The 25,191-nt window shown below is 69.3% G+C and carries 33 protein-coding genes; 18 read left to right on the forward strand and 15 right to left on the reverse strand.

Features of this window, described 5'->3' with window-relative positions:
- The first annotated feature begins 29 nt into the window (after positions 1 to 29).
- Entirely contained in the window at positions 30 to 695 is a 666-nt protein-coding gene (locus tag ABQ271_RS14505; protein ID WP_349309431.1) for a response regulator transcription factor, read from the forward strand.
- Positions 692 to 1,774, forward strand: coding sequence for a HAMP domain-containing sensor histidine kinase (locus tag ABQ271_RS14510; protein ID WP_349309432.1), 1,083 nt, complete (start codon positions 692 to 694; stop codon positions 1,772 to 1,774). The genes ABQ271_RS14505 and ABQ271_RS14510 overlap by 4 nt, the downstream gene beginning before the upstream one ends.
- A 9-nt stretch (positions 1,775 to 1,783) precedes the next feature.
- Here ABQ271_RS14510 and ABQ271_RS14515 read toward each other — a convergent pair whose 3' ends face one another.
- From ABQ271_RS14515 to ABQ271_RS14530, 4 genes are all read right to left on the reverse strand, one after another.
- A complete protein-coding gene (locus tag ABQ271_RS14515; RefSeq protein WP_349310914.1) occupies positions 1,784 to 2,437 on the reverse strand; it encodes a cation transporter in 654 nt (217 codons plus the stop codon).
- Entirely contained in the window at positions 2,434 to 2,769 is a 336-nt protein-coding gene (locus ABQ271_RS14520) for a metalloregulator ArsR/SmtB family transcription factor (protein ID WP_349309433.1), read from the reverse strand. Before ABQ271_RS14520 ends, ABQ271_RS14515 begins: the two co-directional genes overlap by 4 nt.
- Positions 2,770 to 2,805: 36 nt before the next feature.
- A complete protein-coding gene (locus ABQ271_RS14525) occupies positions 2,806 to 4,176 on the reverse strand; it encodes an APC family permease (RefSeq protein WP_349309434.1) in 1,371 nt (456 codons plus the stop codon).
- 85 nt (positions 4,177 to 4,261) lie between these two features.
- Positions 4,262 to 4,726 carry a DUF2975 domain-containing protein gene (locus ABQ271_RS14530; RefSeq protein WP_349309435.1) on the reverse strand — a complete coding sequence of 155 codons (465 nt, stop codon included), beginning with the start codon at positions 4,724 to 4,726 and terminating at the stop codon, positions 4,262 to 4,264.
- A gap of 88 nt (positions 4,727 to 4,814) precedes the next feature.
- Here ABQ271_RS14530 and ABQ271_RS14535 point away from each other — a divergent pair, with 88 nt between their 5' ends.
- Together ABQ271_RS14535 and ABQ271_RS14540 are read left to right on the forward strand one after the other, a co-directional pair.
- Positions 4,815 to 5,630, forward strand: coding sequence for an EI24 domain-containing protein (locus ABQ271_RS14535; protein WP_349309436.1), 816 nt, complete (start codon positions 4,815 to 4,817; stop codon positions 5,628 to 5,630).
- Entirely contained in the window at positions 5,630 to 6,565 is a 936-nt protein-coding gene (locus ABQ271_RS14540) for an aldo/keto reductase (protein ID WP_349310915.1), read from the forward strand. The genes ABQ271_RS14535 and ABQ271_RS14540 overlap by 1 nt, the downstream gene beginning before the upstream one ends.
- 10 nt (positions 6,566 to 6,575) lie before the next feature.
- Here ABQ271_RS14540 and ABQ271_RS14545 read toward each other — a convergent pair whose 3' ends face one another.
- The 3 genes from ABQ271_RS14545 to ABQ271_RS14555 all read right to left on the reverse strand — a co-directional run bounded on the left by ABQ271_RS14545 (position 6,576) and on the right by ABQ271_RS14555 (position 8,422).
- Positions 6,576 to 6,914, reverse strand: coding sequence for a DUF6804 family protein (locus ABQ271_RS14545; protein ID WP_349309437.1), 339 nt, complete (start codon positions 6,912 to 6,914; stop codon positions 6,576 to 6,578).
- On the reverse strand, positions 6,911 to 8,191 hold the full coding sequence (nhaA, locus tag ABQ271_RS14550) for a Na+/H+ antiporter NhaA (RefSeq protein ID WP_349310916.1): 1,281 nt from the start codon (positions 8,189 to 8,191) through the stop codon (positions 6,911 to 6,913). Before nhaA ends, ABQ271_RS14545 begins: the two co-directional genes overlap by 4 nt.
- Before the next feature lie 69 nt (positions 8,192 to 8,260).
- Positions 8,261 to 8,422 carry a hypothetical protein gene (locus tag ABQ271_RS14555; RefSeq protein ID WP_349309438.1) on the reverse strand — a complete coding sequence of 54 codons (162 nt, stop codon included), beginning with the start codon at positions 8,420 to 8,422 and terminating at the stop codon, positions 8,261 to 8,263.
- Between the two features lie 145 nt (positions 8,423 to 8,567).
- On the opposite strand from ABQ271_RS14555, the gene ABQ271_RS14560 reads away from it, so the two are divergent.
- The 4 genes from ABQ271_RS14560 to ABQ271_RS14575 are packed head-to-tail and all read left to right on the forward strand — an operon-like array spanning position 8,568 to position 10,599.
- On the forward strand, positions 8,568 to 9,026 hold the full coding sequence (locus ABQ271_RS14560) for an Asp23/Gls24 family envelope stress response protein (protein WP_349309439.1): 459 nt from the start codon (positions 8,568 to 8,570) through the stop codon (positions 9,024 to 9,026).
- 2 nt (positions 9,027 to 9,028) lie between these two features.
- Positions 9,029 to 9,244, forward strand: a complete 216-nt coding sequence (locus tag ABQ271_RS14565) for a hypothetical protein (protein ID WP_349309440.1) — start codon at positions 9,029 to 9,031, stop codon at positions 9,242 to 9,244.
- Between the two features lie 49 nt (positions 9,245 to 9,293).
- Positions 9,294 to 9,563, forward strand: a complete 270-nt coding sequence (locus ABQ271_RS14570) for a GlsB/YeaQ/YmgE family stress response membrane protein (RefSeq protein WP_349309441.1) — start codon at positions 9,294 to 9,296, stop codon at positions 9,561 to 9,563.
- A 31-nt stretch (positions 9,564 to 9,594) separates the two neighbouring features.
- A complete protein-coding gene (locus ABQ271_RS14575; RefSeq protein ID WP_349309442.1) occupies positions 9,595 to 10,599 on the forward strand; it encodes an adenosine deaminase in 1,005 nt (334 codons plus the stop codon).
- 15 nt (positions 10,600 to 10,614) lie between these two features.
- Here the strand turns inward: ABQ271_RS14575 and ABQ271_RS14580 are convergent, their stop codons facing one another.
- The 3 genes from ABQ271_RS14580 to ABQ271_RS14590 all read right to left on the reverse strand — a co-directional run bounded on the left by ABQ271_RS14580 (position 10,615) and on the right by ABQ271_RS14590 (position 13,260).
- Entirely contained in the window at positions 10,615 to 10,989 is a 375-nt protein-coding gene (locus ABQ271_RS14580; protein ID WP_349309443.1) for a DUF2256 and DUF3253 domain-containing protein, read from the reverse strand.
- A 234-nt stretch (positions 10,990 to 11,223) separates the two neighbouring features.
- Positions 11,224 to 12,213: an alpha/beta fold hydrolase gene (locus ABQ271_RS14585; protein ID WP_349309444.1), complete on the reverse strand. Its 990-nt coding sequence runs from the start codon at positions 12,211 to 12,213 to the stop codon at positions 11,224 to 11,226.
- Between the two features lie 60 nt (positions 12,214 to 12,273).
- The gene (locus ABQ271_RS14590; protein WP_349309445.1) at positions 12,274 to 13,260 is read right to left on the reverse strand and encodes an aldo/keto reductase; all 987 of its coding nucleotides are present in this window, start codon (positions 13,258 to 13,260) and stop codon (positions 12,274 to 12,276) included.
- A 144-nt stretch (positions 13,261 to 13,404) separates the two neighbouring features.
- On the opposite strand from ABQ271_RS14590, the gene ABQ271_RS14595 reads away from it, so the two are divergent.
- Both ABQ271_RS14595 and ABQ271_RS14600 read left to right on the forward strand, forming a co-directional pair.
- Positions 13,405 to 14,955, forward strand: a complete 1,551-nt coding sequence (locus tag ABQ271_RS14595) for a cryptochrome/photolyase family protein (RefSeq protein ID WP_349309446.1) — start codon at positions 13,405 to 13,407, stop codon at positions 14,953 to 14,955.
- A gap of 13 nt (positions 14,956 to 14,968) precedes the next feature.
- Positions 14,969 to 15,706: an SDR family oxidoreductase gene (locus ABQ271_RS14600; RefSeq protein WP_349309447.1), complete on the forward strand. Its 738-nt coding sequence runs from the start codon at positions 14,969 to 14,971 to the stop codon at positions 15,704 to 15,706.
- A gap of 7 nt (positions 15,707 to 15,713) precedes the next feature.
- On the opposite strand, the gene ABQ271_RS14605 is transcribed toward ABQ271_RS14600, so the two are convergent.
- A complete protein-coding gene (locus tag ABQ271_RS14605) occupies positions 15,714 to 16,151 on the reverse strand; it encodes a hypothetical protein (RefSeq protein WP_349309448.1) in 438 nt (145 codons plus the stop codon).
- A 79-nt stretch (positions 16,152 to 16,230) separates the two neighbouring features.
- Entirely contained in the window at positions 16,231 to 16,659 is a 429-nt protein-coding gene (locus ABQ271_RS14610; RefSeq protein WP_349309449.1) for an SRPBCC family protein, read from the reverse strand.
- A gap of 98 nt (positions 16,660 to 16,757) precedes the next feature.
- On the opposite strand from ABQ271_RS14610, the gene ABQ271_RS14615 reads away from it, so the two are divergent.
- From ABQ271_RS14615 to ABQ271_RS14635, 5 genes are all read left to right on the forward strand, one after another.
- The gene (locus tag ABQ271_RS14615) at positions 16,758 to 17,309 is read left to right on the forward strand and encodes a hypothetical protein (protein ID WP_349309450.1); all 552 of its coding nucleotides are present in this window, start codon (positions 16,758 to 16,760) and stop codon (positions 17,307 to 17,309) included.
- A complete protein-coding gene (locus tag ABQ271_RS14620; protein WP_349309451.1) occupies positions 17,309 to 17,848 on the forward strand; it encodes a hypothetical protein in 540 nt (179 codons plus the stop codon). Before ABQ271_RS14615 ends, ABQ271_RS14620 begins: the two co-directional genes overlap by 1 nt.
- On the forward strand, positions 17,836 to 18,363 hold the full coding sequence (locus tag ABQ271_RS14625) for a DUF6611 family protein (protein ID WP_349309452.1): 528 nt from the start codon (positions 17,836 to 17,838) through the stop codon (positions 18,361 to 18,363). The genes ABQ271_RS14620 and ABQ271_RS14625 overlap by 13 nt, the downstream gene beginning before the upstream one ends.
- An 87-nt stretch (positions 18,364 to 18,450) precedes the next feature.
- Positions 18,451 to 18,621 carry a CsbD family protein gene (locus ABQ271_RS14630; protein WP_018187735.1) on the forward strand — a complete coding sequence of 57 codons (171 nt, stop codon included), beginning with the start codon at positions 18,451 to 18,453 and terminating at the stop codon, positions 18,619 to 18,621.
- 227 nt (positions 18,622 to 18,848) lie between these two features.
- On the forward strand, positions 18,849 to 20,144 hold the full coding sequence (locus ABQ271_RS14635) for an MFS transporter (protein WP_349309453.1): 1,296 nt from the start codon (positions 18,849 to 18,851) through the stop codon (positions 20,142 to 20,144).
- 204 nt (positions 20,145 to 20,348) lie between these two features.
- Here ABQ271_RS14635 and ABQ271_RS14640 read toward each other — a convergent pair whose 3' ends face one another.
- A complete protein-coding gene (locus ABQ271_RS14640; protein WP_235186109.1) occupies positions 20,349 to 20,852 on the reverse strand; it encodes a GNAT family N-acetyltransferase in 504 nt (167 codons plus the stop codon).
- Between the two features lie 72 nt (positions 20,853 to 20,924).
- Between ABQ271_RS14640 and ABQ271_RS14645 the strand changes: the two genes are divergently transcribed.
- From ABQ271_RS14645 to ABQ271_RS14655, 3 genes are all read left to right on the forward strand, one after another.
- Positions 20,925 to 21,215, forward strand: a complete 291-nt coding sequence (locus tag ABQ271_RS14645) for a hypothetical protein (protein ID WP_349309454.1) — start codon at positions 20,925 to 20,927, stop codon at positions 21,213 to 21,215.
- 355 nt (positions 21,216 to 21,570) lie between these two features.
- Positions 21,571 to 21,888 carry a matrixin family metalloprotease gene (locus tag ABQ271_RS14650; protein WP_136362830.1) on the forward strand — a complete coding sequence of 106 codons (318 nt, stop codon included), beginning with the start codon at positions 21,571 to 21,573 and terminating at the stop codon, positions 21,886 to 21,888.
- Positions 21,889 to 21,899: 11 nt separating this feature from the next.
- Positions 21,900 to 22,427, forward strand: coding sequence for a hypothetical protein (locus ABQ271_RS14655; RefSeq protein ID WP_349309455.1), 528 nt, complete (start codon positions 21,900 to 21,902; stop codon positions 22,425 to 22,427).
- A gap of 298 nt (positions 22,428 to 22,725) precedes the next feature.
- Here the strand turns inward: ABQ271_RS14655 and ABQ271_RS14660 are convergent, their stop codons facing one another.
- Complete coding sequence (locus tag ABQ271_RS14660) at positions 22,726 to 24,903, reverse strand: heavy metal translocating P-type ATPase (protein WP_349309456.1); 2,178 nt, start codon at positions 24,901 to 24,903, stop codon at positions 22,726 to 22,728.
- A complete protein-coding gene (locus ABQ271_RS14665) occupies positions 24,900 to 25,187 on the reverse strand; it encodes a heavy-metal-associated domain-containing protein (RefSeq protein WP_136362829.1) in 288 nt (95 codons plus the stop codon). Before ABQ271_RS14665 ends, ABQ271_RS14660 begins: the two co-directional genes overlap by 4 nt.
- Between the last annotated feature and the right edge of the window lie 4 nt (positions 25,188 to 25,191).

The following is a 25,191-nucleotide window of genomic DNA, read 5'->3' on the forward strand; positions in this document are numbered from 1 at the left end:
CGATACGGCGGGGTTCGTACGATCAGAGGGTGCGCGTGCTGATCGTCGAGGACGAACCCCTGATGGCGGGTGCCATCCGCGACGGTCTGCGCCTCGAAGCGATCGCCGCCGACATCGCCGGCGACGGCGACACCGCCCTCGAGCTCCTCTCCGTGAACACCTATGACATCGCGATCCTCGACCGCGACATCCCCGGCCCATCCGGCGACGACGTCGCCCGCTCGATCGTCGACTCGGGCAGCGGCACCCCGATCCTGATGCTGACCGCCGCCGACCGTCTCGACGACAAGGAGTCAGGGTTCGAGCTCGGCGCGGACGACTACCTCACGAAGCCGTTCGAGCTGCGAGAGCTCGTGCTGCGTCTGCGGGCCCTCGACCGTCGCCGCGCCTCGCACCGTCCGCCGCTCCGCGAGTTCGCGGGCCTCCGCGTCGATCCGTTCCGACGCGAGGTCTACCGGGACGGCCGGTACGTCGCACTCACCCGCAAGCAGTTCGCCGTCCTCGAAGTGCTCGTCGCAGCGGAAGGGGGCGTCGTCAGCGCCGAATCCCTGCTCGAGCAGGCGTGGGACGCCAACGCCGATCCGTTCACGAACGCCGTCCGCATCACGGTCTCGGCGCTGCGCAAACGCCTCGGCGAACCGTGGCTCATCGTCACCGAGCCGGGCGTCGGCTACCGCATCGAGGCCGCCACGTGACGCGTCCCCGCGGACTCAGCGCCCGGGTCAAGCTCACGCTCAGTTACGTCGGACTGGTGCTCGTCGCCGGCGCGCTGATCCTCACCGTCGTCTGGCTGTTCCTCCTGCGATACGTCCCCGACGAGCCGCTCTTCAGCGACACCGGGTTCGCGCCGAGCCAGCGCGACCTGCTCCGAGCCTTCGCCCCTCCCGCCGGCGCGGCGATGCTCATCCTCCTCGCCGTCGGCGCGATCGGCGGCTGGTTCCTCGCCGGCCGCATGCTCGCACCACTGTCGCAGCTCACGGCGGCGACAAGGCAGGCGGATGCCGGCGACCTCGCCACACGAGTGCGGATGCCGGGCCGCCGAGACGAGTTCCGGGAACTCGCCGACTCCTTCGACGGGATGCTGGAACGCGTCGAATCCCAGGTCGAAGAGCAACGGCGGTTCGCCGCCAACGCCTCACACGAGCTCCGCACCCCGCTCGCGATCACGCGCACCCTGCTCGACGTGGCCCGGTCCGACCCGGAGCGCGACGTACCGGAACTCCTCGAACGGCTCGCCGCCGTGAACGACCGCGGAGTAGAACTCCTCGAAGCGTTGCTGCTGCTCGGCCGGGTCGACCGCGGCGGGTTCCCGCAGGCATCCGTCGACCTCTCCCTTCTCGCCGAGGACGCCGTCGAGACGCTCCTTCCCCTCGCCGAGGTGCGCGGCGTCGACCTCGTCGTGCACGGCGAGGCGGCGACGACGTTCGGATCGCCGAGCCTGCTCGGGCAGGTCGCGCTGAACCTCTTGCAGAACGCGCTGATCCACGGGGATCCCGCCGAGCCCGTCACCGTCACGACGCACCTCGACCACGACTCGGCCATCCTCATCGTCGAGAACGGCGGCGAACGGATCGACCCGGCGGTGGTCGCCACGCTCGCCGAACCGTTCCAGCGCGGCACCGCCCGCATCCGTCGTTCGGATCAGGAACGGAATGGCCTGGGGCTCGCCATCGTCTCGGCGATCGTCGGCGCACACGCGGGGAGCCTCACGCTCGCGGCGCGGTCCTCGGGGGGACTGCGCGCGACCGTGCGCGTCCCCGCCGAGATTCACTGACGGCAGGTGTCAGTGGTGGTGATCGGTCTCGTCCTCCAACAGCATGCCCACTGATGTCGCGCAGGCGTCGCCCCGCCACGCGTCGACGCCTTCCCGCACGGCGAACACGGCGATGACCACACCCGCGACGGCGTCCGCCCACCACCAACCGAATGCCGTATTGAGGACCAGACCCACGAGGACGGCAGCCGAGAGGTAGGTGCATATGAGGGTCTGCTTCGAGTCCGCCACGGCCGTCGCCGACCCGAGCTCCCGGCCCGCGCGACGCTCGGCGAGCGAGAGGAACGGCATGACGACGACGCTCACCGCTGTGAGGACGATTCCGACCGGCGACGCCTCGGGCTCGGTACGGAGGACGAGCGCAGCCGCGGACGTCACGGTGACGTACGCGGCGAGGGCGAAGAACGCGACGGCGATCACCCGCAGGGTTCCCCGCTCCCACCGCTCGGGGTCGCGGCGGGTGAACTGCCACGCCACCGCCGCCGCCGACAGCACCTCGATGGTCGAGTCGAGACCGAACCCGATCAGGGCAGCGGAAGATGCGATCGTCCCCGCGGTGAGCGCCACCACCGCCTCGATCAGGTTGTACGCGATGGTGGCGGCGACGATCCAGCGGATGCGGCGCCGCAACACGTCGGTGCGCTCGGCGGCGACGGCCGTCACGCGCAGCACCGGCATCCGTCGATCGCGCACTCTTCGCCGGTATCGACGGCGACGACGGCGTCGAGCAGGTGCGCGAGCCCTTCGGTCAGGTGCGGGTCGGCGATCTCGTACCGCGTTCGGCGACCCTCGGGCGTCGCCACGACGAGCCCGCAACCGCGCAGGCAAGCGAGGTGGTTGGAGACATTCGTCCGGGTCAGCTCGAGGTCACGAGCGAGGTCGGCGGGGTAGCCCGGGCGCTCGAGGAGCGACAGCAGGATGCGGGAGCGGGACGGGTCTGCCATCGCCCGCCCCAGGCGATTCATGACGTCGAGACGAGACGAAAGGGTCAGCACACGCTGACTATACAGCGCACGCTGACCCTTTCGCTGTCAGGAGCCGACGATGTCGATGGCACCCGTCCGCTCGGCGATCTTGCGGTCGCCGTGACGGCGCCCGGCGCGCGCGATGAAGAACAGGACCGTGCCGACCGCGACATACACGGCGGTGCCGATCCAGACCGGGCCTTCCTGCTGCGTCAGCAGCACGATCGACGCGATGATCGCGAGGACCGGGACGATGCGCGGCACCGAGAAGTGCGCGTGCTCGACCTTGTCCTTCTTCAGGACGAGGACGCTGACGTTCGCCGAGATGAAGACGAGCAGCAGCAGGAGCACAGTCGTGTTCGCGAGCGTCCCGATGTCACCCACGACGCTGAGAAGCATCGTGGCACCCGCGACGACGATGATCGAGACCCACGGCGTCTGGCGCTTCGGAAGCACGGCGCCGAACGCGTGGGGCAGCAGGCCCGACTCGGCCAGGCCGTAGCCGACGCGGCTGGCCATGACCATGAACAGCAGCGCGCCGTTCGCGATCGCGATGAGAGCGATGACGCTGAACAGCCACGGCGGCAGTGCGGCACCGCTCGCCTTCACGACCTCGAGGAGAGGAGCCGACGAAGAACCGAGCACGGTCGGGTCGACCACGATGACGGCGCCCACCGCGATGAGCAGATATACGACGGCCGCTGTGAGGATCGCGCCGAACAGTGCCCGCGGGTACGCCCGCGACGGGTTCTTGACCTCTTCGGCCATGTTCGCCGCCGCCTCGAAGCCGAGGAACGAGAAGAACGCGACGATGGATGCCGCGAACGCACCCTGCAGCGGGGCGACATCGGGCGCGAACTCGAAGATGCGCGACGGCTCACCGCCGCCGCTGCCGAAGACGATTCCCGCGATGACGATGATGATGATGAGGCCGGTGACCTCGATCATCGACGCGACCATGTTCGCGGCGAGCGACTCTTTGACACCGCGGAGGTTGATGAGCGTCAAGACGACGATGAACGCCAGCGCGACGGGGATCGGCGGGAGATCGAAGAGGGCCTCGAAGTAGTCACCGGCGAAGGCGTTCGCGAGCGCCGCGGCGGTCGTGATGCCGGAGGCCATCATGAGGAAGCCGACCAGGAACGACAGGAACGGGCGACCGAACGCCTTGTCGACGTAGCGTGCCGCCCCACCCGCGTGCGGGTACTTCGTGATGAGTTCGGCGTAGGTGCCGGCCGTCAACAGCGCGACGACGAGGGCGATGAGCAACGGCAACCAGATCACGCCGCCGACGTTTTTCGACATCGTCCCGACGAGGGTGTAGATGCCTGCACCGAGCGTGTCGCCGACGATGAAGGCGAAGAGCAACCAGGTTCCGACGGCGCGCTTCAGACCGGGCTTTTCCTGAGCAGGTGGAGCTGACGTGTCGTTTGTCATCGCACCACTTCAGCCAACACGAGCGTCTGACGCAACCTCTGGCGCGCACTTGACGAGCGTGCTTGCGGGGTGCAAGGGGCGTCGATCACGCGTGCGACGCGACCTGATCCTGCAGGAGAACAGCACGCCGGAGCACCTCGCGCAGCGCCCCGAGGAGGAGCGCGATCGCCAGGCCCAGGGCCACGGCGAGAACACACAGGACGAGGATGAACGGGCTCCCCGCCCCGGCCTCGCCGATGACCCCGCATCCCACGACAACGAGGACCATCGCCGCGCCGACGCATCCGATGATCGCATCGACCCAGCGGAAGGACCGGTCCTCGAAGAGTCGCCCGTCACCCGCGAGTGCCAGCAGCCGCCACACGCACAGCAGCGCGAGTTGGACGCAGAGCAGCAGGATGCCGACCAGCGCAACGCCGGGCGTGCGCAGGCCTTCGAATTCCGGTGCGATCTCCGCGAACCCGTCCGCGACGTTCGGCACGACCCACGCCTGCAGGCCGAGGAGTGCGGCGAGGAGGATGCCGACACCGGCTTGGGCAGCTTTGATCATCCGCGTTCCAATCTATCGAGTATCGATACATGTATATCGATAATCGGCGTCAGCGTCGACCCACGTGACCGCACGGCAGGATGGGGGCATGACGACTCTCCCGCCCGCGCCGCGTCCGGTCGCCTCGTTCTTCCGCGGCGTTGCCGACCTCGGCCGCGGATTCGCTTTCTGGGGGCGGCTCCCCGGCGCCATGGCGCTCGGCCTGATCCCGGCGGCGATCGTCGGCATCCTGCTCCTCGCCGGGATCATCACCCTCGTCGTCTTCCTCGGTGACATCGTCACGGCGCTGACCGGGTTCGTCGACGGATGGAGCGACCTCGCTGCTTCGCTCGTGCGCTTCGGCATCGGCGCGGGCATCCTCGGCGGCGCGATCGTCCTCGCGGTGGTCTCGTTCACGGCGCTGACCCTGCTCGTCGGCGACCCGTTCTACGAGCGCATCTGGCGCGCCGTCGAGGCGCATCTCGGCGACGCCCCGCCCGAATCGGACTACGGGTTCTGGCGGTCCGTCGGCGACAGCGTCGGCCTCATCCTCCGCGGGCTCCTCGCGGCGATCGTCGCCGGTCTGATCGGTCTGATCCCGCTCGTCGGCACGGCGCTCGGCGCCGTCGTGGCCGCGTTCCTCACGGGGTGGCTGCTCGCCGACGAACTCACCTCGCGCGCCTTCGCGGCGCGGGGGCTGGATGCCGTCGCCCGCCGCGACCTGCGACGCACGGACCGCGCGCGGGTGCTGGGGTTCGGCGTCGCCACGCAGCTCTGCTTCCTCGTCCCGCTCGGCGCCGTCATCGCGATGCCCGCCGCCGTCGCCGGGTCGACGGTTCTCGCGCGGACCCTCATCGACGCGAAGGCCGCCATCGGACAAGCTGGTGACACCACCGCGCCGCGTCGGCGCAGAAACGGAGCATGATGCGCCTCGTCCCCTTCGGACCCACCGACCAGCAGGTTCCCAACGTCGTCGCCGGGATGATGCGCATCGAGGAGATGTCGGACGAGGCGATCCGCGACCTCTACCAGTCGTGCCGGGCGTCGGGAGTCGACTTCTTCGACCACGCCGACCTGTACGGCAGCAGCCGTCACGGCTGCGAGCGCCGTTTCTCCGAGGCGCTCCGCCTCAGCCCGGCCGAGCGCGACGAGATCACCCTGCAGACGAAGACCGGCATCGTGGCCGACGAGTGGCACTTCGATCACTCGTACGAGCACATCGTCTCCTCGGCCGAGGAGTCGCTCGAGGCGCTCGGCACTGACCGCCTCGACGTCCTCCTGCTCCACCGCCCCGACGCACTCGTCGAGCCCGACGAGGTCGCCCGCGCCTTCGACCACCTCGAATCGTCGGGCAAGGTCCGCGCCTTCGGTGTCTCGAACCACACGCCGCGGCAGATCGACCTGCTGAAGACGGCGGTCACGCAGCCGATCGTCGCCAACCAGGTGCAGCTGTCGATCACGCACTCGACGATTGTGGCGCAGGGCCTCGCGTCCAACATGGCGGGCGAGGACGACTCGATCACGCGCGACGGCGGCGGGCTCGTCGACTACTCGCGCATCAACCGCATCACCCTGCAGGCCTGGTCGCCGTTCCAGAAGAACTTCTTCGACGGCGTCATCTTCGGCGCGCCCGAGTACCCGGAGCTCAACGAACTCCTCGACACCCTCGCCGCGAAGTACGACGTGACGCCGACCGCGATCGCCACGGCCTGGATCACGCGGCATCCCGCGCACATGCAGGTCGTGCTCGGGACGACGAACCCGCACCGCCTAGCCGACGCCGCAGCCGGGTCGGACATCCCCCTCACCCGCGCCGAGTGGTACGGGCTGATCACGGCGGCCGGGCACAAGGTGCCCTGACCCCGCTGGTTCAGACCTGTCGTCGAACCTTGATCGTCGCGCCGGCCGCGAGGAAGACGACGGCAGCAGCGACCTGCGCCGCGCTCCAGAGGGGGCCCGAGAACTCGAACGGGAAGATCGGGTTCCAGATCACCGCGACGGCGAGCATGACCGGCAGCCACCACCAGTGCTTCGCCTGGAACGCGAACCACCCGATGATGAGCGCGAAGATCGTCGCGACGAACCGCACGGTGAGCAGCCAGTCGCTCTCGATGAGGGCGGGAGCGACGAACAGGACCGCGGCGGCGAGCAGGCTCGGTGCGAGGGCGTTCCGCTGGTACGTCGCGGGCGTCGGCGGCGTGCGGCTCACGAGGCTCCTTCGGATGGGGGTGTCGTCTCAGTCTGACGCACGCGCCGAGAGCGCACCGCGAGCACGGCACCGCCGAGGATTGCGGCGATCACCGACCCGGCGAGGATGCCGATCTTGGCGTGATCGTCCTCGAGGGAGCCGACCCCGTACGAGAGTTCGCCGACGAGCAGTGCGACCGTGAACCCGATGCCGGCGAGCAGGCCCACCCCGACCATGTCGCCCCAGCGAAGATCGAAGGTGCGCCGCACCGCGGGAATGCGGGTCAACAGGAACACCGCGAGCAGGATGCCGACCGGCTTGCCCAGCACGAGCCCGACCAGGATGCCGAGGGTCACCGGGTCGGCGAACGCGGCCGTCAACCCGTCCCAGCCGCCGATGGTGACGCCCGCCGAGAAGAAGGCGAACACGGGCAGCGCGATCAGGGTGGAGATCGGCCCGAAGCGGTCGGCGAAGTGAGCGGTGAGCGCATCGTGGATGGGTGCGCCGTCGGCATCCGTCCCCACCGTCACCCGAGCACGCGGCGTGACGGTGGCGGGAACGGTGACGGCGAGGAGAACGCCGGCGATCGTCGCGTGCACGCCCGACGCGTGAACCAACCCCCACGTGGCGAGGGCGAGTGGGAGCAGCACCCACCAGTGACGGATGCCGCGGCGCACCGCGAGCCCGAAGAGCACGAGCGGAACGGCGGCCGCCGCCAGCCACAGCGGCTGGAGGTCGTCGGTGTAGACGGTCGCGATGATGGTGATCGCGAAGAGGTCGTCGACGACGGCGAGGGTGAGCAGGAACACGCGGAGGGCGGGCGGCAGCCCCTTGGCGACGACGGCGAACACCGCGATCGCGAAGGCGATGTCGGTGGCGGTGGGGATGGCCCAGCCGCGCACGGCATCGCCCGGCACGGTCGCGGTGAACGCGACGAAGACGATCGCCGGAACGATGACCCCGCCGAGCGCTCCGATGACGGGGACCGCTGCGACGCGCGGCGAGCGCAGTCGACCGGCGACGATCTCCTCTTTCAGTTCGAGACCGACGACGAAGAAGAAGATCGCGAGCAGCCCGTCGGCCGCCCAGTGGGCGACGGTCAGATCGAGATGGAGCGCCTCGGGCCCGAACGAGGTCTCGCGGACCCCGACGTACCAGGGCGCCGCGGGCGAGTTGGCGAGGACGAGGGCCGCGATGGTCGCGACGAGCAGCAGGACGCCGCCGAAAGCGTCGGTGCGCACCGTCTGACGGATGCCGCGCCAGATCTCGTGCGGAGCGGTACGGGAGGGAGGGGAGATGGACATGACGGATCGCTTTCCGCGTCGGGGATCAAGGGTCGCTGAGGACGCACCGACGAGCGGTGCGGGTCAGCGCCGTGACGGCGGGCAGCCGGCGATCTCGCCGTGCGCGTTCGTCCCCCACTCGCTCACCCAGCCGTTCGTCCCGGGATGCTGCGGCGCGGTGAGCGTGCGAATACCGATCGCCGACGGCAGCGCTCGCTCGAGGCGGTAGCGTGCCGTGATCGTCATGCGACGAGCCTATCGCCGACGCGCGCAAAGTCTTTTGTGACGTTTTCCCGCTGACGACCCTCTTATGTGTGAGGGCGGAACCCACGCCCTCCGGACGCGGCCTCCTGGGCGCGCCGGAAGAGACGACACAGTGAGGGACATCCCCATGGCTGAGAACAAGACCACCACCCCCGCCACCGCGACGCGCGTGGACCGCTCCGCATCCACTCGCGGCACCGACGACCAGGCGGTCGCCGGCCGGATCACGATCACCGACGGCGTGGTCGCGAAGGTCTCGGGCATCGCGGCCCGCGAGGTCACCGGCGTGTACGCCCTCGGCGGCGGCGGCGCACGTGCGCTCGGCGCGATCCGCGACGCGGTGAACGCGACCGATCTCACGCAGGGCGTGAAGGTGGAGGTCGGCGAGACGCAGGCCGCCGTCGACCTGAAGGTCGTGGTGGAGTACCCCGCACCGATCGGGCGCGTCGCCGACGACGTCCGCGCATCCGTGGCCGGCGCGATCGAGCGTTTGACAGGTCTCGACGTCGTCGAGGTCAACGTCGAGATCCACGACGTCCACATCGCCGACGATGAGGACCACCACGCCGAACCCCGCGTCGCCTGAGCATGCGCAACAGGATCCTCCTTCTGGGCGCGATCGCCTTCGTCGCCTACGTCGTCGGCAGCCGGTCGGTCACCGTGAAAAAGTCCGAATCCGTGCCCCATCAGCTCGTGCGCATGCGCGATGAGCGAAAGACCAAGAAGGCACGCGAGCGGAAAGCGAAGAAGATCGCCGCCGCGGTCAAGGGCGTGGCGAAGGATGTGCGTCAGCGACTGAGCTGACCGCGGCATCCGTCACCACTCACACCATCAACAGCAGTAAGGAATCATCATGGGCTTTTTCGGTTTTCTCATCCTCGGCCTGCTGGCCGGCGCCATCGCGAAGCTGATCCTCCCGGGCAAGCAGGGCGGCGGCTGGTTCATCACGCTGATCCTCGGAGTCGTCGGCGCGCTTCTCGGCGGCTGGCTCGGCGGGCTGATCTTCAACGTCAACCTCAACGAGTTCTTCTCGCTGTCGACCTGGCTGCTCGCCATCGGCGGATCGATCATCGTCCTGCTGATCTACGGCGCACTGTTCGGGCGTAAGCGCTCGAAGAGCTGAGCCATCGGGCGGGTGCGTACGATGGCTCCCCGTGACGAGCCCTGATCTGCGCACCCTCCCGAAAGCGGAACTGCACCTGCACATCGAGGGGACGCTCGAGCCCGAGCTCGCGTTCACCCTCGCCGAGCGGAACGGAGTGCCCCTCCCGTTCGCGGATGTCGCAGATCTGCAGCGCCGATTCGACTTCGAGGATCTGCAGTCGTTCCTCGACCTCTACTACGCGTGCATGGCGGTGCTGCACACGGAGCAGGATTTCACCGATCTCGCCGTCGCCTACTTCGAGCGCGCCGCTCGTGACGGCGTCCGTCACGTCGAGATGTTCTTCGACCCGCAGGTCCACACCGCCAACGGCGTGCCGGTCGACGTCGTCATCGACGGGCTGCGCGCCGGTTTCGCCGTTGCCGCCGACCGCTTCGGCATCACGGGTGGGCTCATCGTCTGCATCGTGCGGGACCACCCGGTCGCATCCGCCGAGGCCCTCCTCGACGAGATCTCCCCGCGCGCACACGAACTCCTCGGCATCGGCCTCGACTCGGCGGAGGTCGGCTACCCGCCGTCGCTGTTCGCCGGCGTGTTCCGCCGCGCCGCCGAGCTGGGGCTGCACCGCGTCGCCCATGCCGGCGAAGAGGCACCCGCGGCCTACGTCTGGGAGGCGCTGCGGCTGCTCGAGGTCGAGCGGGTGGACCACGGCATCCGCTCGATCGACGACCCCGACCTGCTTGCCCACCTCGCGGAGCACCGGGTGCCGCTCACCGTCTGCCCACTGTCGAACGTGCGACTCCGCGCCGTGCCCGAGCTCGCCGCCCACCCGCTGCGCGAGCTCGTCGACGCGGGCGTCGTCGTGACGATCAACTCCGACGACCCGTCGTACTTCGGCGGCTACATCGGCGACAACTACGCCGCCGTCGCCTCCCTCGGCTTCGACACGGCAGAGCTCGCGCAGTTCGCCGAGAACTCGATCGAGGCGTCCTTCGCGGATGCCGCGCGCAAGGCCGATCTCATCGCGCAGGTGCGGGAGTGGGCGGCATCCGCCTGAGTCACGCCGACGAGGTCAGCGCGCCCGCCGGATGCGGATGGGTCCCTTCGCGGTTGACGGGTCGACGACCTGGCCCCGCTGGGTGATCTCCACCTCGCCTGCAGCGACGAGCCGTCGCGCTGCGCGCCGGGCCGGCTCCATCAGGTCGCGCCACTCCTCGCCGCCGACTGCGCGAGCCGCTTCGGACGGGCAGATCGTCGCGGATGCAGCCCTCGCGTCGAGCAAGTCGCGGATCGACTGCGTGAGCTCCTCGTCGACGGGACGGATGCCGCGCTTCCGGCACGCGTCGGAGCAGTACCGCACGGCATCCCAGTTCTTCTCCCACTTCTTGCGCCACTGGATCTCGCGCCCGCACGAGGCGCACGTCTTCGGGGCAGGAGCGGAAGGCACGCGGCGACGCTACGCCCCGCGGCCGGCGGGGGCGAAGGGGTTGCGGAGGCGAGCCGCACGCCTCCGGCTGGCGTTGCGGGCACCCGAGGCGGAGCGGGGGCGCCGGCCGGGGGCCGCAGCGCGCGGGCCGTTCTCCGGAGGATCAGCGCCCCGGCACCCTTCGAGAGCCGTTCACCCGCACCCATCCGGAGAACGGTCCGCGACGGCGTGAGCATCGACGCGGGGCGGCCTGACTCAGCGCCCGCGGCGCGGATCCTGGCCGGCGCGGGTGTACGCCTCCCACAGGATGCGGGCGTGCCGCTCCTTCGCCCGCTCGACGCCCGCCTCGTCGCCGCGCGCAGCGCACCACCACTCGGCAGCGCGCTCGCGCATCGCGCTCCACACGACCCCGATGCCCGCGTGGGGCGGCGGCGGGACGACCGCCTTCTCGGCCGGCATCCGTCCCTTCGGGGGCAGGGAGTCGGTCGCGTGCCTCACGATCAGGTCGGCGGCCCCGACGGCGTGCGCGTTGATGATCGAGTGCGCGGCGCCGCGGATCTCCCACCGGCGCGCGTTCTTCGACGCGGCGACGAGGCGCGAGTGGAAACGGCGCGGCGACGTCGCGTCGAACTCGCCGCGGATGAGCAGCAGCGTCGCCTCCACGAGCGGCAGTCGCTCGATCAGCCGGTACTTCAGCATGTGGGGCAGCACTTGCACGAAGTAGACGAACCCGCAGAGGACGTACGCCGACAGCGCCGTCATCGCGAGGTGGAACGTCTCGCGCGTCGCGGACTGCGCGAAGCGCACGGCGACGATCGGGAGCGTGGACTCCTGGTCGTTGATGACCGGGCTCACCAGTACGCCGTGCCGCAGCTGCGGGCGCCGCACCAGCACCTCGGTCACGACCTGCGTCCCCATCGAGTGACCGACGATCACGGGGTCGGTCAGGCCGTAGTGGTCGAGGACCTCTTCGACCCGGTCCGCGAAGAACTCGGCCGTGGGCTGGTCGCCGGGGCGCGGCATCCCGGCGAAACCGGGCAGGTCGAGCGCGAAGACGTCGCCGTGCTCGGCGAGCGAGGGCGCGAGGAACTCGAAGTACGTCGCCGCGACGCCGACACCGGCCACGAGGACGAACGGCCGTCCGCCGTCGCCCGCCGTCGTCTCGATGCGCGTCACGCGCGTGCGCCGGGACCCGTGACCGACGTGCTCGACATCGACGTCGGGGGCGTCTTCGGTCGCGGGCATGCGACCAGGATGCCAGGGTCCACCCCGCGAGACGTCATCAGCCTCGCGGAGCGGACCGGGTCAGCGGTTCACGTACCCCATGTGCTGCGCGTTGTAGCGGTCGCCGGCGACGCCGACCCGCTGTGCAAGTCCGTCGAGGTCGGCGAGCTCGTCCGCCGAGAGGGCCACCCTTGTCGCGGCGGCGTTCTCCTGGATCCGGGAGGTGCGGCGCGTGCCCGGGATCGGGACGATCGACGGATGCTGCGCGAGCAGCCACGCGAGCGCGATCTGGCCGGGCGCGGCATCCTTCTTCTCGGCGAGGACCTTCACATGGTCGACGAGCGCCTGATTGGCGGCGAGGTTCTGTTCCTCGAACCGCGGCACCCGGCGGCGGATGTCGTTCTCGTCGAACGAGGTGTCCGTCGTCACCGTGCCGGTGAGAAAGCCCTTGCCGAGCGGGCTGAACGGGACGAAGCCGATGCCCAGCTCGCGGAGGGTCGGCAGGACCTCCGCTTCGGGGTCACGGGTCCACAGGGAGTATTCGCTCTGCACCGCCGTGACCGGGAACACGGCGTGCGCGGCGCGGATGGTCGACGCGGATGCCTCGGACAACCCGAAGTGGCGCACCTTGCCGGCGGCGACGAGCTCGGCGACGGTCCCGGCCACGTCCTCGATGGGGACGTCGGGGTCGACGCGGTGCTGGTAGAAGAGGTCGAGCGTGTCGACCCGGAGGCGCTGCAGCGACGCGTCGGCGACGCGGCGGATCTGCTCGGGACGGCTGTCGAGACCGACCGACTGACCGTCCCGGATGTCCCAGCCGAACTTCGTCGCGATGACGACCTGGCCGCGCAGGGGTTCGAGGGCCTCGCCGACCAACTCCTCGTTGACATACGGACCGTAGACCTCGGCGGTGTCGAAGAACGTGACGCCCGCGTCGACCGCCGAACGGAGGACGGCGATCATCTCGTCGCGATCGCCGGGGTTGGGTCCGTAGCTCTGCGACATCCCCATCGCCCCGAGTCCGATCGCCGAGACCTGCAAGCCCTGTCCGAGAGTCCTGGTGTGCATGTGTGATCCTCCTGTCGGCCTCGACGCTACGCCGCATCCGACGGGCGAGGGAGGTTCTGTCAGGGCACCCCAGCCGCGGCTAGCGCGATCCCGCGGCACGCACAACCCGTGGGGTTCCGGCGGCCGGCTTCCTACGCTGACCCCATGCTGCGTCACCTCGTGATCGTGCTGGGCGACCAGCTCGATCTTGACGCGAGCGCATTCGACGATTTCGACCCCGCGCTCGATGCGGTCTGGATGGCCGAGGTCGCCGAGGAGTCCGAGCACGTCTGGAGCAGCAAGCAGCGCACCGCGGTCTTCCTCGCCGCCATGCGCCACTTCGCCGAAGAGCTGACGGATGCCGGGCGTCCCCTCCACTACGCGAAGCTCGACGATCCCGGCACGGCCGACAGCCTCGCCGCGCAGCTGACCGCCGACCTCGGGCGGCTGAAACCGGAGGGGCTCATCGTCACGGAGCCTGGTGACTGGCGCGTACGGACCTCGCTGGAAGAGGTCGCGGCGGCCACCGGCATCCCGCTCGATGTCCGCGAGGACCGCCACTTCTTCAGCACGGTCGCGGAGTTCGGGGCCCACGCCGACGGACGGAAGTCGCTACGCATGGAGTACTTCTACCGCGAGATGCGGAAGAAGCACGACGTGCTCATGAACGACCGCGGTCAGCCGGTGGGCGGCTCGTGGAACTACGACGCCGACAACCGCAAGGCGTTCCCGAAGCAGGGCCCCGGGCTGGTGCCGCCGCGCGCTCGATTCGAGCCGGATGAGATCACCCGCGAGGTCATCGCCCTGGTCGAGAAGCGCTTCGGCGACCACCCTGGCTCGCTCGCTACCTTCGCGTGGCCGGTCACCCGCGCCCAGGCACGTGAGGCGCTCGACCTGTTCATCGAGGAGCGCCTGCCGAGCTTCGGCGAGACGCAGGATGCGATGTGGCCGGGCGAACCGTGGCTGTGGCACGCGCACCTGTCGTCGTCGATGAACCTCAAGATGCTGACCCCGCGAGAAGTCGTCGCGGCGGCCGAGGCCGCCTACCGGGAGAAGAAGGCGCCACTACCTGCCGTCGAAGGGTTCATCCGGCAGATCCTCGGGTGGCGCGAGTACGTGAGGGGCATCTACTGGACGCAGATGCCCGGATACCTCGAGCGGAATGCGTTCGAGGCGTTCGAGCCGTTGCCCGACTTCTACTGGACCGGCGACACCGCGATGGCCTGCCTGCAGGATGCGATCGGGACGACGCTCGAGAACGGGTACGCGCACCACATCCAGCGGCTCATGGTGACGGGCCTCTACGCGATGCTGCTCGGCGTCGATCCCCGGCAGGTGCACGCCTGGTACCTCGCAGTGTACGTCGACGCGGTCGAGTGGGCCGAGCTGCCGAACACCCTCGGGATGAGCCAGTACGCCGACGGTGGATTGATGGGCAGCAAGCCATATGCCGCGACAGGCAGGTACATCGACCGCATGAGCCCGTACTGCAAGACGTGTCCGTTCGATCCGGCGAAACGGATCGGTGAGGACGCCTGCCCCTTCACGACGCTGTACTGGGATTACCTCGTCCGACACGAGGAACCCCTCGCCGGAAACCATCGCATGTCGTTGCAGGTGAAGAACGTCTCACGCCTCGACGACGACGAGATCACCGCCATTCGCGAACGCGCCGACGCCATCCGGCGCGGCGACATCGCGGTACCGCACGCCTGAGCAAGGAGACACTATGACCTCGACCGACATCGCCCTCGTGACCGGCGCCCGTGGGGGTGTCGGCAGTGCTCTCGTCGCACGGCTGCGGGCGCGCGGCCTGCGCGTCGCCGCGGTGGGGCGGGATGCCGCATCCCTCACCGCCGTCGATGCGGACGCCCACATCGAGGCCGACGTGACGACACCCGAGGGCGCCGCCGCGGCGCTCGAGGGCTGCCGGTCGGAGCTCGGCGACGCGCCCGCGTGGCTCGCGCACGCGGTCGGCAGCACGCTGATCACCCCGCTGCACCGGACGAAGGCCGACGCCGCGCGCGACATCCTGCGCGTCAACCTCGAGAGCAGCATCTGGATCCTGCAGGCCTGGCTCGAGGCGACGGGCAAGCAGCCCGGCGCCGCCGTCTTCGCGAGCTCCGTCGTTGCGCGGATCGGCGTCGCCAACCACGAGGCGATCGCCGCCGCGAAGGGAGGCGTCGAGGCGCTCGTGCGCAGCGCCGCTGCCACGTATGCCGCGCGCGGCATCCGTGTGAACGCGGTCGCGCCGGGTATGACGGACACCCCGATGACGGCCGGGATGCTGAGCGTGCCGATGCAGCGCGAGGGCGCCGAGAAGCAGTACCCGCTCGGTGGTGTGCAGACCGCCGACGATGTCGCGGCCGTCATGGACTGGCTGCTGTCTACGGATGCCGGTCGCATCACCGGTCAGGTGATCCCGGTCGACGGCGGCTTCACGACGGTGCGCCCGCTCGTGAAATGACAGGCCGTCAGCTCGCTCGGGTGACGATGTAGACGTCGTCCTCGTTCCGCGTGACGGCGACGGTGGCCGTGTCGGTCTTCTCGTACACCGGCCACGGCCCCTCCGAGGAGCAGAGGTCGACGCGTTCGCGTCGGAACTCGGCCGCGTTGACACCGTTCGCCGTCACGGCGACGAGCGCCTGCGCGTCGTCGCGCTTCGACAGATCGGGGAGGTCCCCCGCCGAGACGCCGAGGCGGGTCGCGACGTCGGCCGGCAGCTCGTAGGGGCACACGATCGTGAACCGCTTCGCGGCCGCATCGTCGACCAGGTCGGCGACCGGCACGGACGAGCCTTCGCTCACTGCCTTCACGACGTGGTCTTCGACGTCACTGCTTCCCGACGCGCAGGCGGTCGTTAGCCCGGCGGCGACGAGGACGAGGGACAGGGCGGCGAGTGTGCGCTTCATGCCTCCTGTCTACGCAGTCGTCGCGCGCAGGGCGTCGGCCTGGAGAGGCATCCGTGTCAGCCGAGAGGATGATGCCGGATCAGGAGCTTTCGAGCATCCGCTTCGCTCGGGCGAGCGACGTCGACAGCGTCGAGCGAATCGAGTCGGCGATCATCGGCTCCGCGAGGCGCATGATCCCGGTCGGCTCGGCGTCGATGCGCACGGCGACGACGGTCGCGCCATTCGCGTCGGCGAACTGCAGGTCGGAGGTCGTGGCCATGATCCCGCTCGTGCTGGTCACCGCCATCCGCACGCCGGGGTCGTAGGCCGTGACGCGCCAGTCGAAGTCGACCTCGCGGCCGACCGCCCGCATCCGCGTGTGGAGAGTCGACCCGACGCCGACGGGCGGCGGTGAGGTGAGCTCCTCGGAGATGACGGATTCGTCCCAGCGGGCGCGGCCCTCGGTGAAGAAGTCGAACACCTCGGTCACCGGGCGGTCGATGGTGACGGACTCGGTGACGGTGAACATCCCCTCACCCTAGGTGCCGGATGCGACGCGCGGGCCGGCCGTATGGGTTCCGTTCGGACCTGTTCCGCGGGCATCGGCGAGCGCTTAGGACTGTGCTCATGACGTTGACCACGGTCCTCCCCTCGCTGCGACGCAGCATCCCCGATCCGATCGAACGGCGGGCATGGCCCGAGCACACGGTCGCGGAGGTGCGCGATGTGACCGTGGCGGGTGTGTCGCTGACGCGCCTGGCCGAGCTCGAAGGGACGCCGTGCGTGATGACCGGCGACCTCGCCCACCCGCACACGCAGGATGCCCGTCGCCGCGGCATCGGCATGGACGTCACCGTCCTCGTCTTCCGCGTGACGCTGCGCGTCGACTCGCAGGACGCGCGCCGTCTGGCGCTCGTCGACTGCACCACCCACGACCTCCCGATCCAGTGGGAGCACTGCCGCCTCATCGGTCGCGCGTCCACCGCGAAGCAGGCGATGTTCGACATCGTCCCCGGCGATGTCGGCGCGCCCACCTGGCCCTATATGCAGGCGATCCTGCCCGCCGACCTCGTCGAGGGCGACCTGCTCGCGGTGCCGTGCACCGGCGCGCTCGCGCTGCGCGACGTGAAGCCCCGTCGCGTCTCGCCGGATGCCGACATCCCGACGGTCGTGCGCTGATGAGCGCTCTGCACACGATCATCGCCGCCGCGCGGCAGCACTCGCGGACCACGCCCGCACGACCGCCTCTGCTCCCCGCAGGCACGCGATTCGAGGAACGCGACATCCGCATCGGCGGACGTTCGCTACGGGAGCTGGCTCAGACGAGGACGACTCCCTGCGTCCTGATCGCGCCGGCCGAACGCAGCGACCGTGAGCGTTTCGTCAGCGTCGTGGTGACCACGGTCACGGGCCGGGAGGAGCCGGGGCCGTCATGCCGCACGGTCCACCTGTCGGTCGACAGCGACCTCGACGACGTCGCCGACCAGGTCACGCTCGCCCTCCTCCTGGGCGGCGCGACGGATCGCAGTCTGGTGTCGAGCGTCGTCGTGGGGTCGGGCTCGTCGCACCGGAAGGTGTCCGCGCTGCTGCCGGCGATCACGTCGCCCGGCGACCGGATCGTGCTCTTCTGCGAAGGGACCGTCGCCCGCTCCCAGCTGGTCGCGCCCGCCGTCGACAGCGAATCCGACGAGGACTGGACGGGGCGATGCGGCAAGTAGACCCGGCCGGCATCCGCATCCGGCTGTTCCGCTCCGACCGCCCGCACTGGGGCCACGTGTGGCGCGGTGTCGCGCGTCACGGCATCGTGACCGACCGCATCGTCGTGTACTCGCCGCTGTCCTCGGACGCTGAGCGCACGTTCGCGCTGGCGGCATCCACCTTCTGGAAGGTCGCCGTCTGCGCCGGTTTCGTCCTCTGGATGGCCCTCGTCGGGATGGGCGCTCCGACGGTACCGACGCTGCTGCTGATGACCGCGGCGATCGTCGGACCGGGGGTGTTCCTGTCGTATCGGGGCCGAGCCGCGGCTCGCGACGCGCACTCCGTCCGGTGCACGTTCTTTGCCGGAGAGGTCTCGCCGTCGGCGTTGGATGTGGCCCACCGCATCCAACAGCAGGCCGACGAGCTCGACCATGCGGAGCAGGACCTCGTGCGAGGCCGGATCACCCGCGAGGAGTTCGACCTCGTGTGGCTGCACGCCTACGAGGCGACGGCGAGTCGGCGGCGCGAGTTGTGACTCTCACCAATCGGCGCCGAAATCAAGCGGTTGAGTGGAATCGTCGCGAGTCAGATCCTGGGGTTCCCACGAACTGAGGAGTGTGCCATGGGTCTCGACGACAAGATCAAGAACGCTGCGCAGGACATCGCCGGCAAGGCGAAGGAAGCCCTGGGCGAGCACCGCAATGACGAGGACCTTCGCCGCGAGGGCGAAGCCGACCAGCGCGAAGCGAACCTCAAGAAGGCCGGCGAGAACGTCAAGGACGCGTTCAAGTAAGCCAGTTGGACTGAATGTGAAGGGCCCCGCCGGTCAGCCGGTGGGGCCCTTCCTTCGTGTGCGGCACCCCGGACGGCGCGCTGTGGGCTGTGCACGGATGCAATGGATGCCGCTCGACGCGCCGCGCCGCGGCATCCACCACCGGCGTGTCGGCCTCGATCCCTTGCATCCGCCACCGCCGGCAGGCGAGCGGCGGGCACAGCCGAGTCAGTCGATAGGGTCGCATCATGCGCGAACCGACCCCGCGGCCACCCGACAACGGGCGGCGACCCGAGGTCCTGCGCATCCCGGCATTCCGGCTCTTCTGGACGGCGACGACCATCCGCGGGTTCGGGTCGGCCATCGCGAACGTCGCGTTCCAAGTGCTCATCGTCACGGTGGTCGCGGCGACGCCGGCGCAGATCGGCATCCTGAACGCGCTGGGCGTCGCGCCGTACCTCTTTCTCGGGTTCATCATCGGAGCGCTGATGGATCGTTGGAACCGGCAGCGCACGCTGGTGCTGACGAGCATCGGCCGCGCGGTCGTCTTCGCGCTGGTCCCGGTCCTGCTGCTGCTCGGCGACCTCGACTTCTGGTCGCTCGCGGCGATCATGCTCACGCTCGGAGTCCTGACCCTGTTCGCCCAGTCGGCAGAACAGCCGTTCGTGCCGCAGATCGTCCCCCGGGCATCCCTCGTCTCTGCGAACGCGAGGCTCAGTCAAAGCGAGACCGTGGCCGGAACGGCCGGTCCGGCGGCGGGTGGCGCACTCCTCACCCTCGTCGGTGCGCCCCTCATCTTCGTCTTCGAGGCCGTCATCCACGCGGTCTCCGCGGTTCTCCAGTCCCGCATCCGTGTCACCGAATCCGCGCCTGCTCCGCGCGCGGCAGGACGACACATCGGGCATGACATCGCCGAGGGCATGCGCTTCACGTACAGGCACAAGACGCTGCGTCCGCTCGCGCTCTCCGTGCACGTGTGGTTCCTCGGCAACAGCATCGTCGCGACCGTCTTCGCCGTCTTCGCCCTCCGAGAGCTGGGGATGCCGGCCTGGGCCTACGGCATCGCGGTCGCCTTCGGCGGGGTCGGCGGCTTCCTCGGCGCAATCCTCGCCCCCGCCGTCGGCGAGCGGATCGGCGCCGGGCGCGCGATCCTCATCGGCCGGAGCCTGACCGTCGTGCCGTGGCTGCTCCTGGCTGTCGCGCCGCTCAGCAACGCGACGAACATCGTCCTGCTGGTCGTGGTCGTCTCGATCGCGCAATTCCTCTTCGGCCTCGCCATGGGAATCGAGGACGCGAACGACATCTCGTATCGCCAGGCGATCGCGCCCGACGCGATCCAGGGCCGCATGAACGCGACCATCCGCACGACGAACCGCATCGTCTTCTTCTTCGGCGCCCTCGGCGCGGGGGTGCTCGCCACCTGGCTCGGTTACAGCGTGAGCCTCGGAATCGCCGCGGCCGTCTTCGCTGTCGCCGCGCTGGTGATCGCGTTCTCGCCGCTGCGCAATGCGCGGCACGGGGAGGGCGAGCCCTCCGCACGGTGACCTCCGTCGTCGCAGGCGTTCACGGATGCAATGGATCCGCGGCGACACGCCGGTGGTGGATGCCGCAGCGCGACGTGTCGCGCAGCATCCATTGCATCCGCTAACTGAGGCTGGCGATCACACGGCCGAAGGCTTCGGCATCGATATCGGTCTGAGACACGCAGCGAGTCGCGCACGCCCTCTGGCTCGAGGCGGGTCCGTCCGCTACGCGAGCGCGCGTTCGAAGAAGACAAGGCCGTCTCGACGTCCCACTTCGCGGAGGCCTGCCTTTTCGAGCACTCTGCGGGATGCGGCGTTGCTGAGCTCGGTGTCTGCTTTCGCTCGCGTCGCGCCCCATCGCTGAGCATGGTGGAGCGCGAGAGTGACCGCCGCCGACGCGAGCCCTTTCCCTCGCGCCGCGGGTATCAGGCCGTAGCCGAACTCGACGGCACCGGTCTCGTCGGGCGGGCCGAAGAACCCGAATCCTCCGACGGCGACCCGGTCATCCGGCCGTCGGATGGCGTACATCGTGAACGGCAAATCCTGGGGTTCGGATGCCGCCAGCGCGGCGAGCGGGTCGAGTTCGTCGGCGAACGGGTAATCGGGATGCCAGTCGTCACCCGACTGCTCCGCCCGATCGATGATCCGGCGGGCAATGGCGGGAGTGATCCGCGTGAGAAGGACGTGACTGTCGGCGAGCATCATCCCCATCATCGCCTGCCGCAACATGCTCACCCGTGCGCCGATGCAATGGATCCGAGGGGACACGCCGGTGGTGGATGCCGCAGCGCGGCGTGTCGCGTGGCATCCATTGCATCCGCTGACAGCGGCAACCTTCAGCCCCGGCTCGACCCCTGGAACCCGCGCAGCCGCAGGCTGTTCGTCACCACGAACACCGACGACAGCGCCGCGATCGCCGCGGCGCAGGTCACTCTCGGCCTCACCGATGGCCGAAATGTCGTCGACGACACGGCGGTCAAGACGCATCGGGTTCGTGGTCGGTTCGGAGAACATTTCGCCCAAACGCCCACCTCGGGAGAGGCTGATGAGCGATGCTTCAAGGCCGCGACGTCTACTGCACCATTAGGGTGACGCGACAAACCGCGTCCTGGCGATGACAGAAATTCCCACATGGGGACAATTTTCACTTGCGTGGGAACGCTCGCTGGTGTCATAGTTCGCTCACTGCGGACGGCTAGGTCCGCCAGTGCCAAGGGGAGCTTGAGGTGAAACATAGGCGGCGCGCAAAGCTGGTTTCAGCGGGTGCAGTCGTAGCGCTCGTACTTGCTTCGTTTATCCCGGCGTCAGCGGCGTCTGCGTACACAAAGACGGGCTGCAAGTGGTCCAGCTCTGCGTCCGATGGAACGGTGAAAATATCGGATCAGCATGGTCTCCCAGCGCTGTCTCTGCCGCGCTCAGCTGGGCCAATTACTCTGACGTAAACGGTATGACAACCACCAGCTCGGCCGTCATGTACGGATATGAGGACAACGCAGGGCCTAGTGGCTACGCCGGACGTACGACCTGGACCTGTCTGGGCGGAGCTTACCTCGGCGCGAACGTCACGATTAACCCGTACTACGCGAACTCCTACAACACCGCGAAACGCCGAGCCGTTTGGGTGCACGAGTTCGGGCACGCGCTCGGACTCGATCACGGCCCGTCGAATGCGCTTATGAACACCTGTGCGCCATGTGTGTACGAGAACTACGGCTACTACTTTCCTCGCCCCGACGACGTCGCGGGCATGAACTCGATTTATTAGGAGCCGAGCTGATGAAGACACGTAGAGGCCTCCTCGCGGCCCTGATCACTACGCTCGCAGTTGCAGGCGTGGCCGTGTGCTCATCAATTACGACCGGCTCATCCGGGTCAAGAGCCGAGCTTTTCGATTCCGTGCAGTCGCTGACTGCCGCCAGCTCCGCTGTCGCGATTGTTGATGTCGTGGACCAGTACTCGGTTGATGAATCAACCCCCATAACAGTATCGACCGTCCGACCTGTGGAAGTTTTGACGCCGGAAAGACTCGGTGAGGCCTCGAAAACAGCCATCGACGCTCTGCCAAAAGAGGTCGTTGTCCGTCAGGTGCCGGTATCGCTGGAGAAATCACCCGTCATGAGGGTAGGAGCCAGATACCTTGTGTTCCTCACCCTGTCTGGCAAGGATGACGCGGCGCAGAACGACTTCTACGTAACGGGAGGGTCTGCCGGAGTGTACGAGGCCCGCGATGATGGGTTCGTCCATGGCCCCTTTGAAGAGGGCGATGCGTTACCGGAAACCCTCTCGATGGAAGATCTTCGATAGGAGCTACTGCGTTTCAACGCAGCCCGTAATGCCGGGGTGGTTGCACCGCTTCACGTCGACCCGACGCGCAACCCGCGTCTTGGCTCGCCCTGGCGAACAGACCATGACTCCGCAGATGGCACAGAGCTGCAGCCCGCCCAGTGGCTGACGGTCGGAGAACCGACCCCGATCCCCGACGGATCAACCATTCTTCTCACCCGCGCGCGGATGCAAGGGATCCGGCGCGACACGCCGGTGGTGGATGCCGCAGCGCGGCGTGTCGCGCGGCATCCATTGCATCCGCTGACAGCGGCCCTGCTCAGCCCCGGCTCGACCCCTGGAACCCGCGCAGCCGCAGGCTGTTGGTCACCACGAACACCGACGACAGCGCCATCGCCGCCGCCGCGACGAGCGGGTTCAGCAGCGCGGCCATCGCGAGCGGGATCGCCGCGACGTTGTACGCGAACGCCCAGAACAGGTTGCCCCTGATGATCCCGAGGGTCCGCCGCGCGAGACGCACCGCATCGGCGACGACGACCAGGTCGCCCGAGACGACGGTGATGTCGGACGCCGCGATCGCCGCATCCGTTCCGCCACCCATCGCGATGCCGAGGTCGGCGGCCGCGAGCGCCGCGGCGTCGTTGACGCCGTCGCCCGCCATCGCGACGACCCGGCCCTCGCCCTGCAGGCGGCGGATCGTGTCGAGCTTGCCCGCCGGAGTCACACCCGCTTCGACGCGCTCGATGCCGACCTCGGCGGCGACGCGCGACGCCGACGAGGCGGTGTCGCCGGTGAGCAGGATCGGCTCGAGACCGAGTTCACGGAACCGGGCGATCGCCGCCGCGCTCGAGGGCTTGACCGTGTCGGCGACGACGATCGCGCCGAGATACTCGCCGTCGCGAGCAACGGCGACGACGGTGCCCTCGGGCAGGTCGGCGGGCACAGCGACGGCCCACTCCTCTGCCAGCCACGACGGCCGGCCCGCGACGACCGCGGCACCGTCCACGATCCCCTGCACACCGAATCCGGCGTGCGACTGGAACGACTCGACGCTCCCCGCTGTCGACGACGCGACGATGGCGCGAGCGACCGGGTGCTCCGATCCCGCCTCGACGGATGCCGCCACGGCGAGCAGTTCCTCGCGAGAGACACCCGCAGGCAGCACGTCGGTGACGCTCATGCGTCCCGTCGTGACGGTGCCCGTCTTGTCGAGGACGATCGTGTCGACGGTGCGGGTCTGCTCGAGCACCTGAGGTCCGCGGATCAGGATGCCGAGCTGCGACCCCCGTCCGGTGCCGACAAGCAAGGCGGTCGGGGTCGCGAGCCCCAGCGCGCACGGGCAGGCGATGATGAGCGTCGCGACCGCGGCGGTGAAGGCGAGTTCCCACGGAGCCCCGGCGATCGTCCAGCCGACGAGGGCGGCGAGCGCGAGCCCGATCACGACGGGAACGAAGACGGCCGAGACCCGGTCGGCGAGGCGCTGCACGTCGGCCTTGCCGGTCTGCGCCTCCTCCATGAGCCGCCGCATCCGGGCGAGTTCGGTGTCGGCACCGACCCGCGCGATCTGCACCTCGAGTCGACCGCCGACGTTGATCGTCGCGCCGACGACGCGCGAGCCCTCGGCGACCTCGACCGGCATCGACTCGCCGGTCAGCATGCTCGCGTCGACGCTGCTCATCCCCGCGGTGACGAGTCCGTCCGACGGGATCTTCTCGCCCGGGCGCACGACGACCGTGTCGCCGACGACGAGCTGCGAGACGGGCACGCGTGTCTCGACACCGTTCTGGAGCTTCGCGGCATCCGTCGCCCCGAGTTCGAGCAGCGCGCGCAGCGCCTCGGACGATGCCCGCTTCGCTCGGGCCTCGATGTAGCGGCCCGCCAGGATGAAGACCGTGACGAGCGCGGCAACCTCGAGGTAGATCTCGTGCCCGCCCGCTTGCGGCGCACCGACCAGCGTGAAGGTCATCGTCATGCCGGGCATGCCGGCGCCGCCGAAGAAGAGCGCGTAGAGCGACCAGCCGAGCGAGGCGATCACGCCGAGGCTGATGAGGGTGTCCATCGTCGCGGCGCCGTGGCGCAGGTTGACGGCGGCCGCCCGGTGGAACGGCCACGCACCCCAGACCGCGACGGGAGCGGCGAGCGTCAGCGCGAGCCACTGCCAGTTCTCGAACTGCAGCGCCGGGATCATCGATATCACGGCGACCGGCAGCGACAGCGCGGCGCTGATCAGCAGCCGCTGGCGGAGCGGCTTCGTCTCGTCATCCGGCTCGGCCGTCTCGGGCTCGGGGGCCGGCACCGTCGCGCCGTACCCCGCCGCCTCGACCGTCGCGATGAGCTGCGACGTCTCGACGCCGTCGGCACGGACGCGCGCCTTCTCGGTCGCGTAGTTGACGGATGCCTCGACTCCGGGCAATTTGTTGAGTTTCCGCTCGATCCGGGTGGCGCACGAGGCGCACGTCATCCCGGAGATGTCGAGCTCGACGTCGGCGGCGCTCACGCGGACACCCGGGTGTATCCGGCCTCCTCGATGGCGGCGGTCAGGGCGTCGTCGTCGAGGGGGGTCGCGCTGTGCACGGTGACGTGCGAGGTACCGCCGGCGACGAGGTCGACGGACACGGCCTCGACGCCGTCGATCTCGGAAAGCTCCTCGCGGACGCTCGCGACGCAGTGAGCGCAGGTCATGCCGGTGACGAGCAGTTCTTCGTTGATGGCGGATGCCGGGGCTGCGGGCGTCGCGGATGCGGAGACGTCGGTGAGTCCGAGCTGGATGCGGTCGGTCATGGTG

Origin of the sequence: Microbacterium sp. MM2322 (assembly GCF_964186585.1) — a bacterium.
GTDB lineage: Bacteria > Actinomycetota > Actinomycetes > Actinomycetales > Microbacteriaceae > Microbacterium.

What these genes read in the sequence shown, in the direction of transcription:
- ABQ271_RS14525 (WP_349309434.1), bottom strand. Translation starts at nt 4,176, where the DNA reads ATGACAAACGACACGTCAGCTCCACCTGCTCAGGAAAAGCCCGGTCTG.
- ABQ271_RS14530 (WP_349309435.1), bottom strand. Translation starts at nt 4,726, where the DNA reads ATGATCAAAGCTGCCCAAGCCGGTGTCGGCATCCTCCTCGCCGCACTC.
- ABQ271_RS14535 (WP_349309436.1), top strand. Translation starts at nt 4,815, where the DNA reads ATGACGACTCTCCCGCCCGCGCCGCGTCCGGTCGCCTCGTTCTTCCGC.
- ABQ271_RS14540 (WP_349310915.1), top strand. Translation starts at nt 5,630, where the DNA reads ATGCGCCTCGTCCCCTTCGGACCCACCGACCAGCAGGTTCCCAACGTC.
- ABQ271_RS14555 (WP_349309438.1), bottom strand. Translation starts at nt 8,422, where the DNA reads ATGACGATCACGGCACGCTACCGCCTCGAGCGAGCGCTGCCGTCGGCG.
- ABQ271_RS14560 (WP_349309439.1), top strand. Translation starts at nt 8,568, where the DNA reads ATGGCTGAGAACAAGACCACCACCCCCGCCACCGCGACGCGCGTGGAC.
- ABQ271_RS14565 (WP_349309440.1), top strand. Translation starts at nt 9,029, where the DNA reads ATGCGCAACAGGATCCTCCTTCTGGGCGCGATCGCCTTCGTCGCCTAC.
- ABQ271_RS14570 (WP_349309441.1), top strand. Translation starts at nt 9,294, where the DNA reads ATGGGCTTTTTCGGTTTTCTCATCCTCGGCCTGCTGGCCGGCGCCATC.
- ABQ271_RS14585 (WP_349309444.1), bottom strand. Translation starts at nt 12,213, where the DNA reads ATGCCCGCGACCGAAGACGCCCCCGACGTCGATGTCGAGCACGTCGGT.
- ABQ271_RS14590 (WP_349309445.1), bottom strand. Translation starts at nt 13,260, where the DNA reads ATGCACACCAGGACTCTCGGACAGGGCTTGCAGGTCTCGGCGATCGGA.
- ABQ271_RS14595 (WP_349309446.1), top strand. Translation starts at nt 13,405, where the DNA reads ATGCTGCGTCACCTCGTGATCGTGCTGGGCGACCAGCTCGATCTTGAC.
- ABQ271_RS14600 (WP_349309447.1), top strand. Translation starts at nt 14,969, where the DNA reads ATGACCTCGACCGACATCGCCCTCGTGACCGGCGCCCGTGGGGGTGTC.
- ABQ271_RS14605 (WP_349309448.1), bottom strand. Translation starts at nt 16,151, where the DNA reads ATGAAGCGCACACTCGCCGCCCTGTCCCTCGTCCTCGTCGCCGCCGGG.
- ABQ271_RS14610 (WP_349309449.1), bottom strand. Translation starts at nt 16,659, where the DNA reads ATGTTCACCGTCACCGAGTCCGTCACCATCGACCGCCCGGTGACCGAG.
- ABQ271_RS14615 (WP_349309450.1), top strand. Translation starts at nt 16,758, where the DNA reads ATGACGTTGACCACGGTCCTCCCCTCGCTGCGACGCAGCATCCCCGAT.
- ABQ271_RS14620 (WP_349309451.1), top strand. Translation starts at nt 17,309, where the DNA reads ATGAGCGCTCTGCACACGATCATCGCCGCCGCGCGGCAGCACTCGCGG.
- ABQ271_RS14625 (WP_349309452.1), top strand. Translation starts at nt 17,836, where the DNA reads ATGCGGCAAGTAGACCCGGCCGGCATCCGCATCCGGCTGTTCCGCTCC.
- ABQ271_RS14630 (WP_018187735.1), top strand. Translation starts at nt 18,451, where the DNA reads ATGGGTCTCGACGACAAGATCAAGAACGCTGCGCAGGACATCGCCGGC.
- ABQ271_RS14635 (WP_349309453.1), top strand. Translation starts at nt 18,849, where the DNA reads ATGCGCGAACCGACCCCGCGGCCACCCGACAACGGGCGGCGACCCGAG.
- ABQ271_RS14640 (WP_235186109.1), bottom strand. Translation starts at nt 20,852, where the DNA reads ATGTTGCGGCAGGCGATGATGGGGATGATGCTCGCCGACAGTCACGTC.
- ABQ271_RS14650 (WP_136362830.1), top strand. Translation starts at nt 21,571, where the DNA reads ATGACAACCACCAGCTCGGCCGTCATGTACGGATATGAGGACAACGCA.
- ABQ271_RS14655 (WP_349309455.1), top strand. Translation starts at nt 21,900, where the DNA reads ATGAAGACACGTAGAGGCCTCCTCGCGGCCCTGATCACTACGCTCGCA.
- ABQ271_RS14665 (WP_136362829.1), bottom strand. Translation starts at nt 25,187, where the DNA reads ATGACCGACCGCATCCAGCTCGGACTCACCGACGTCTCCGCATCCGCG.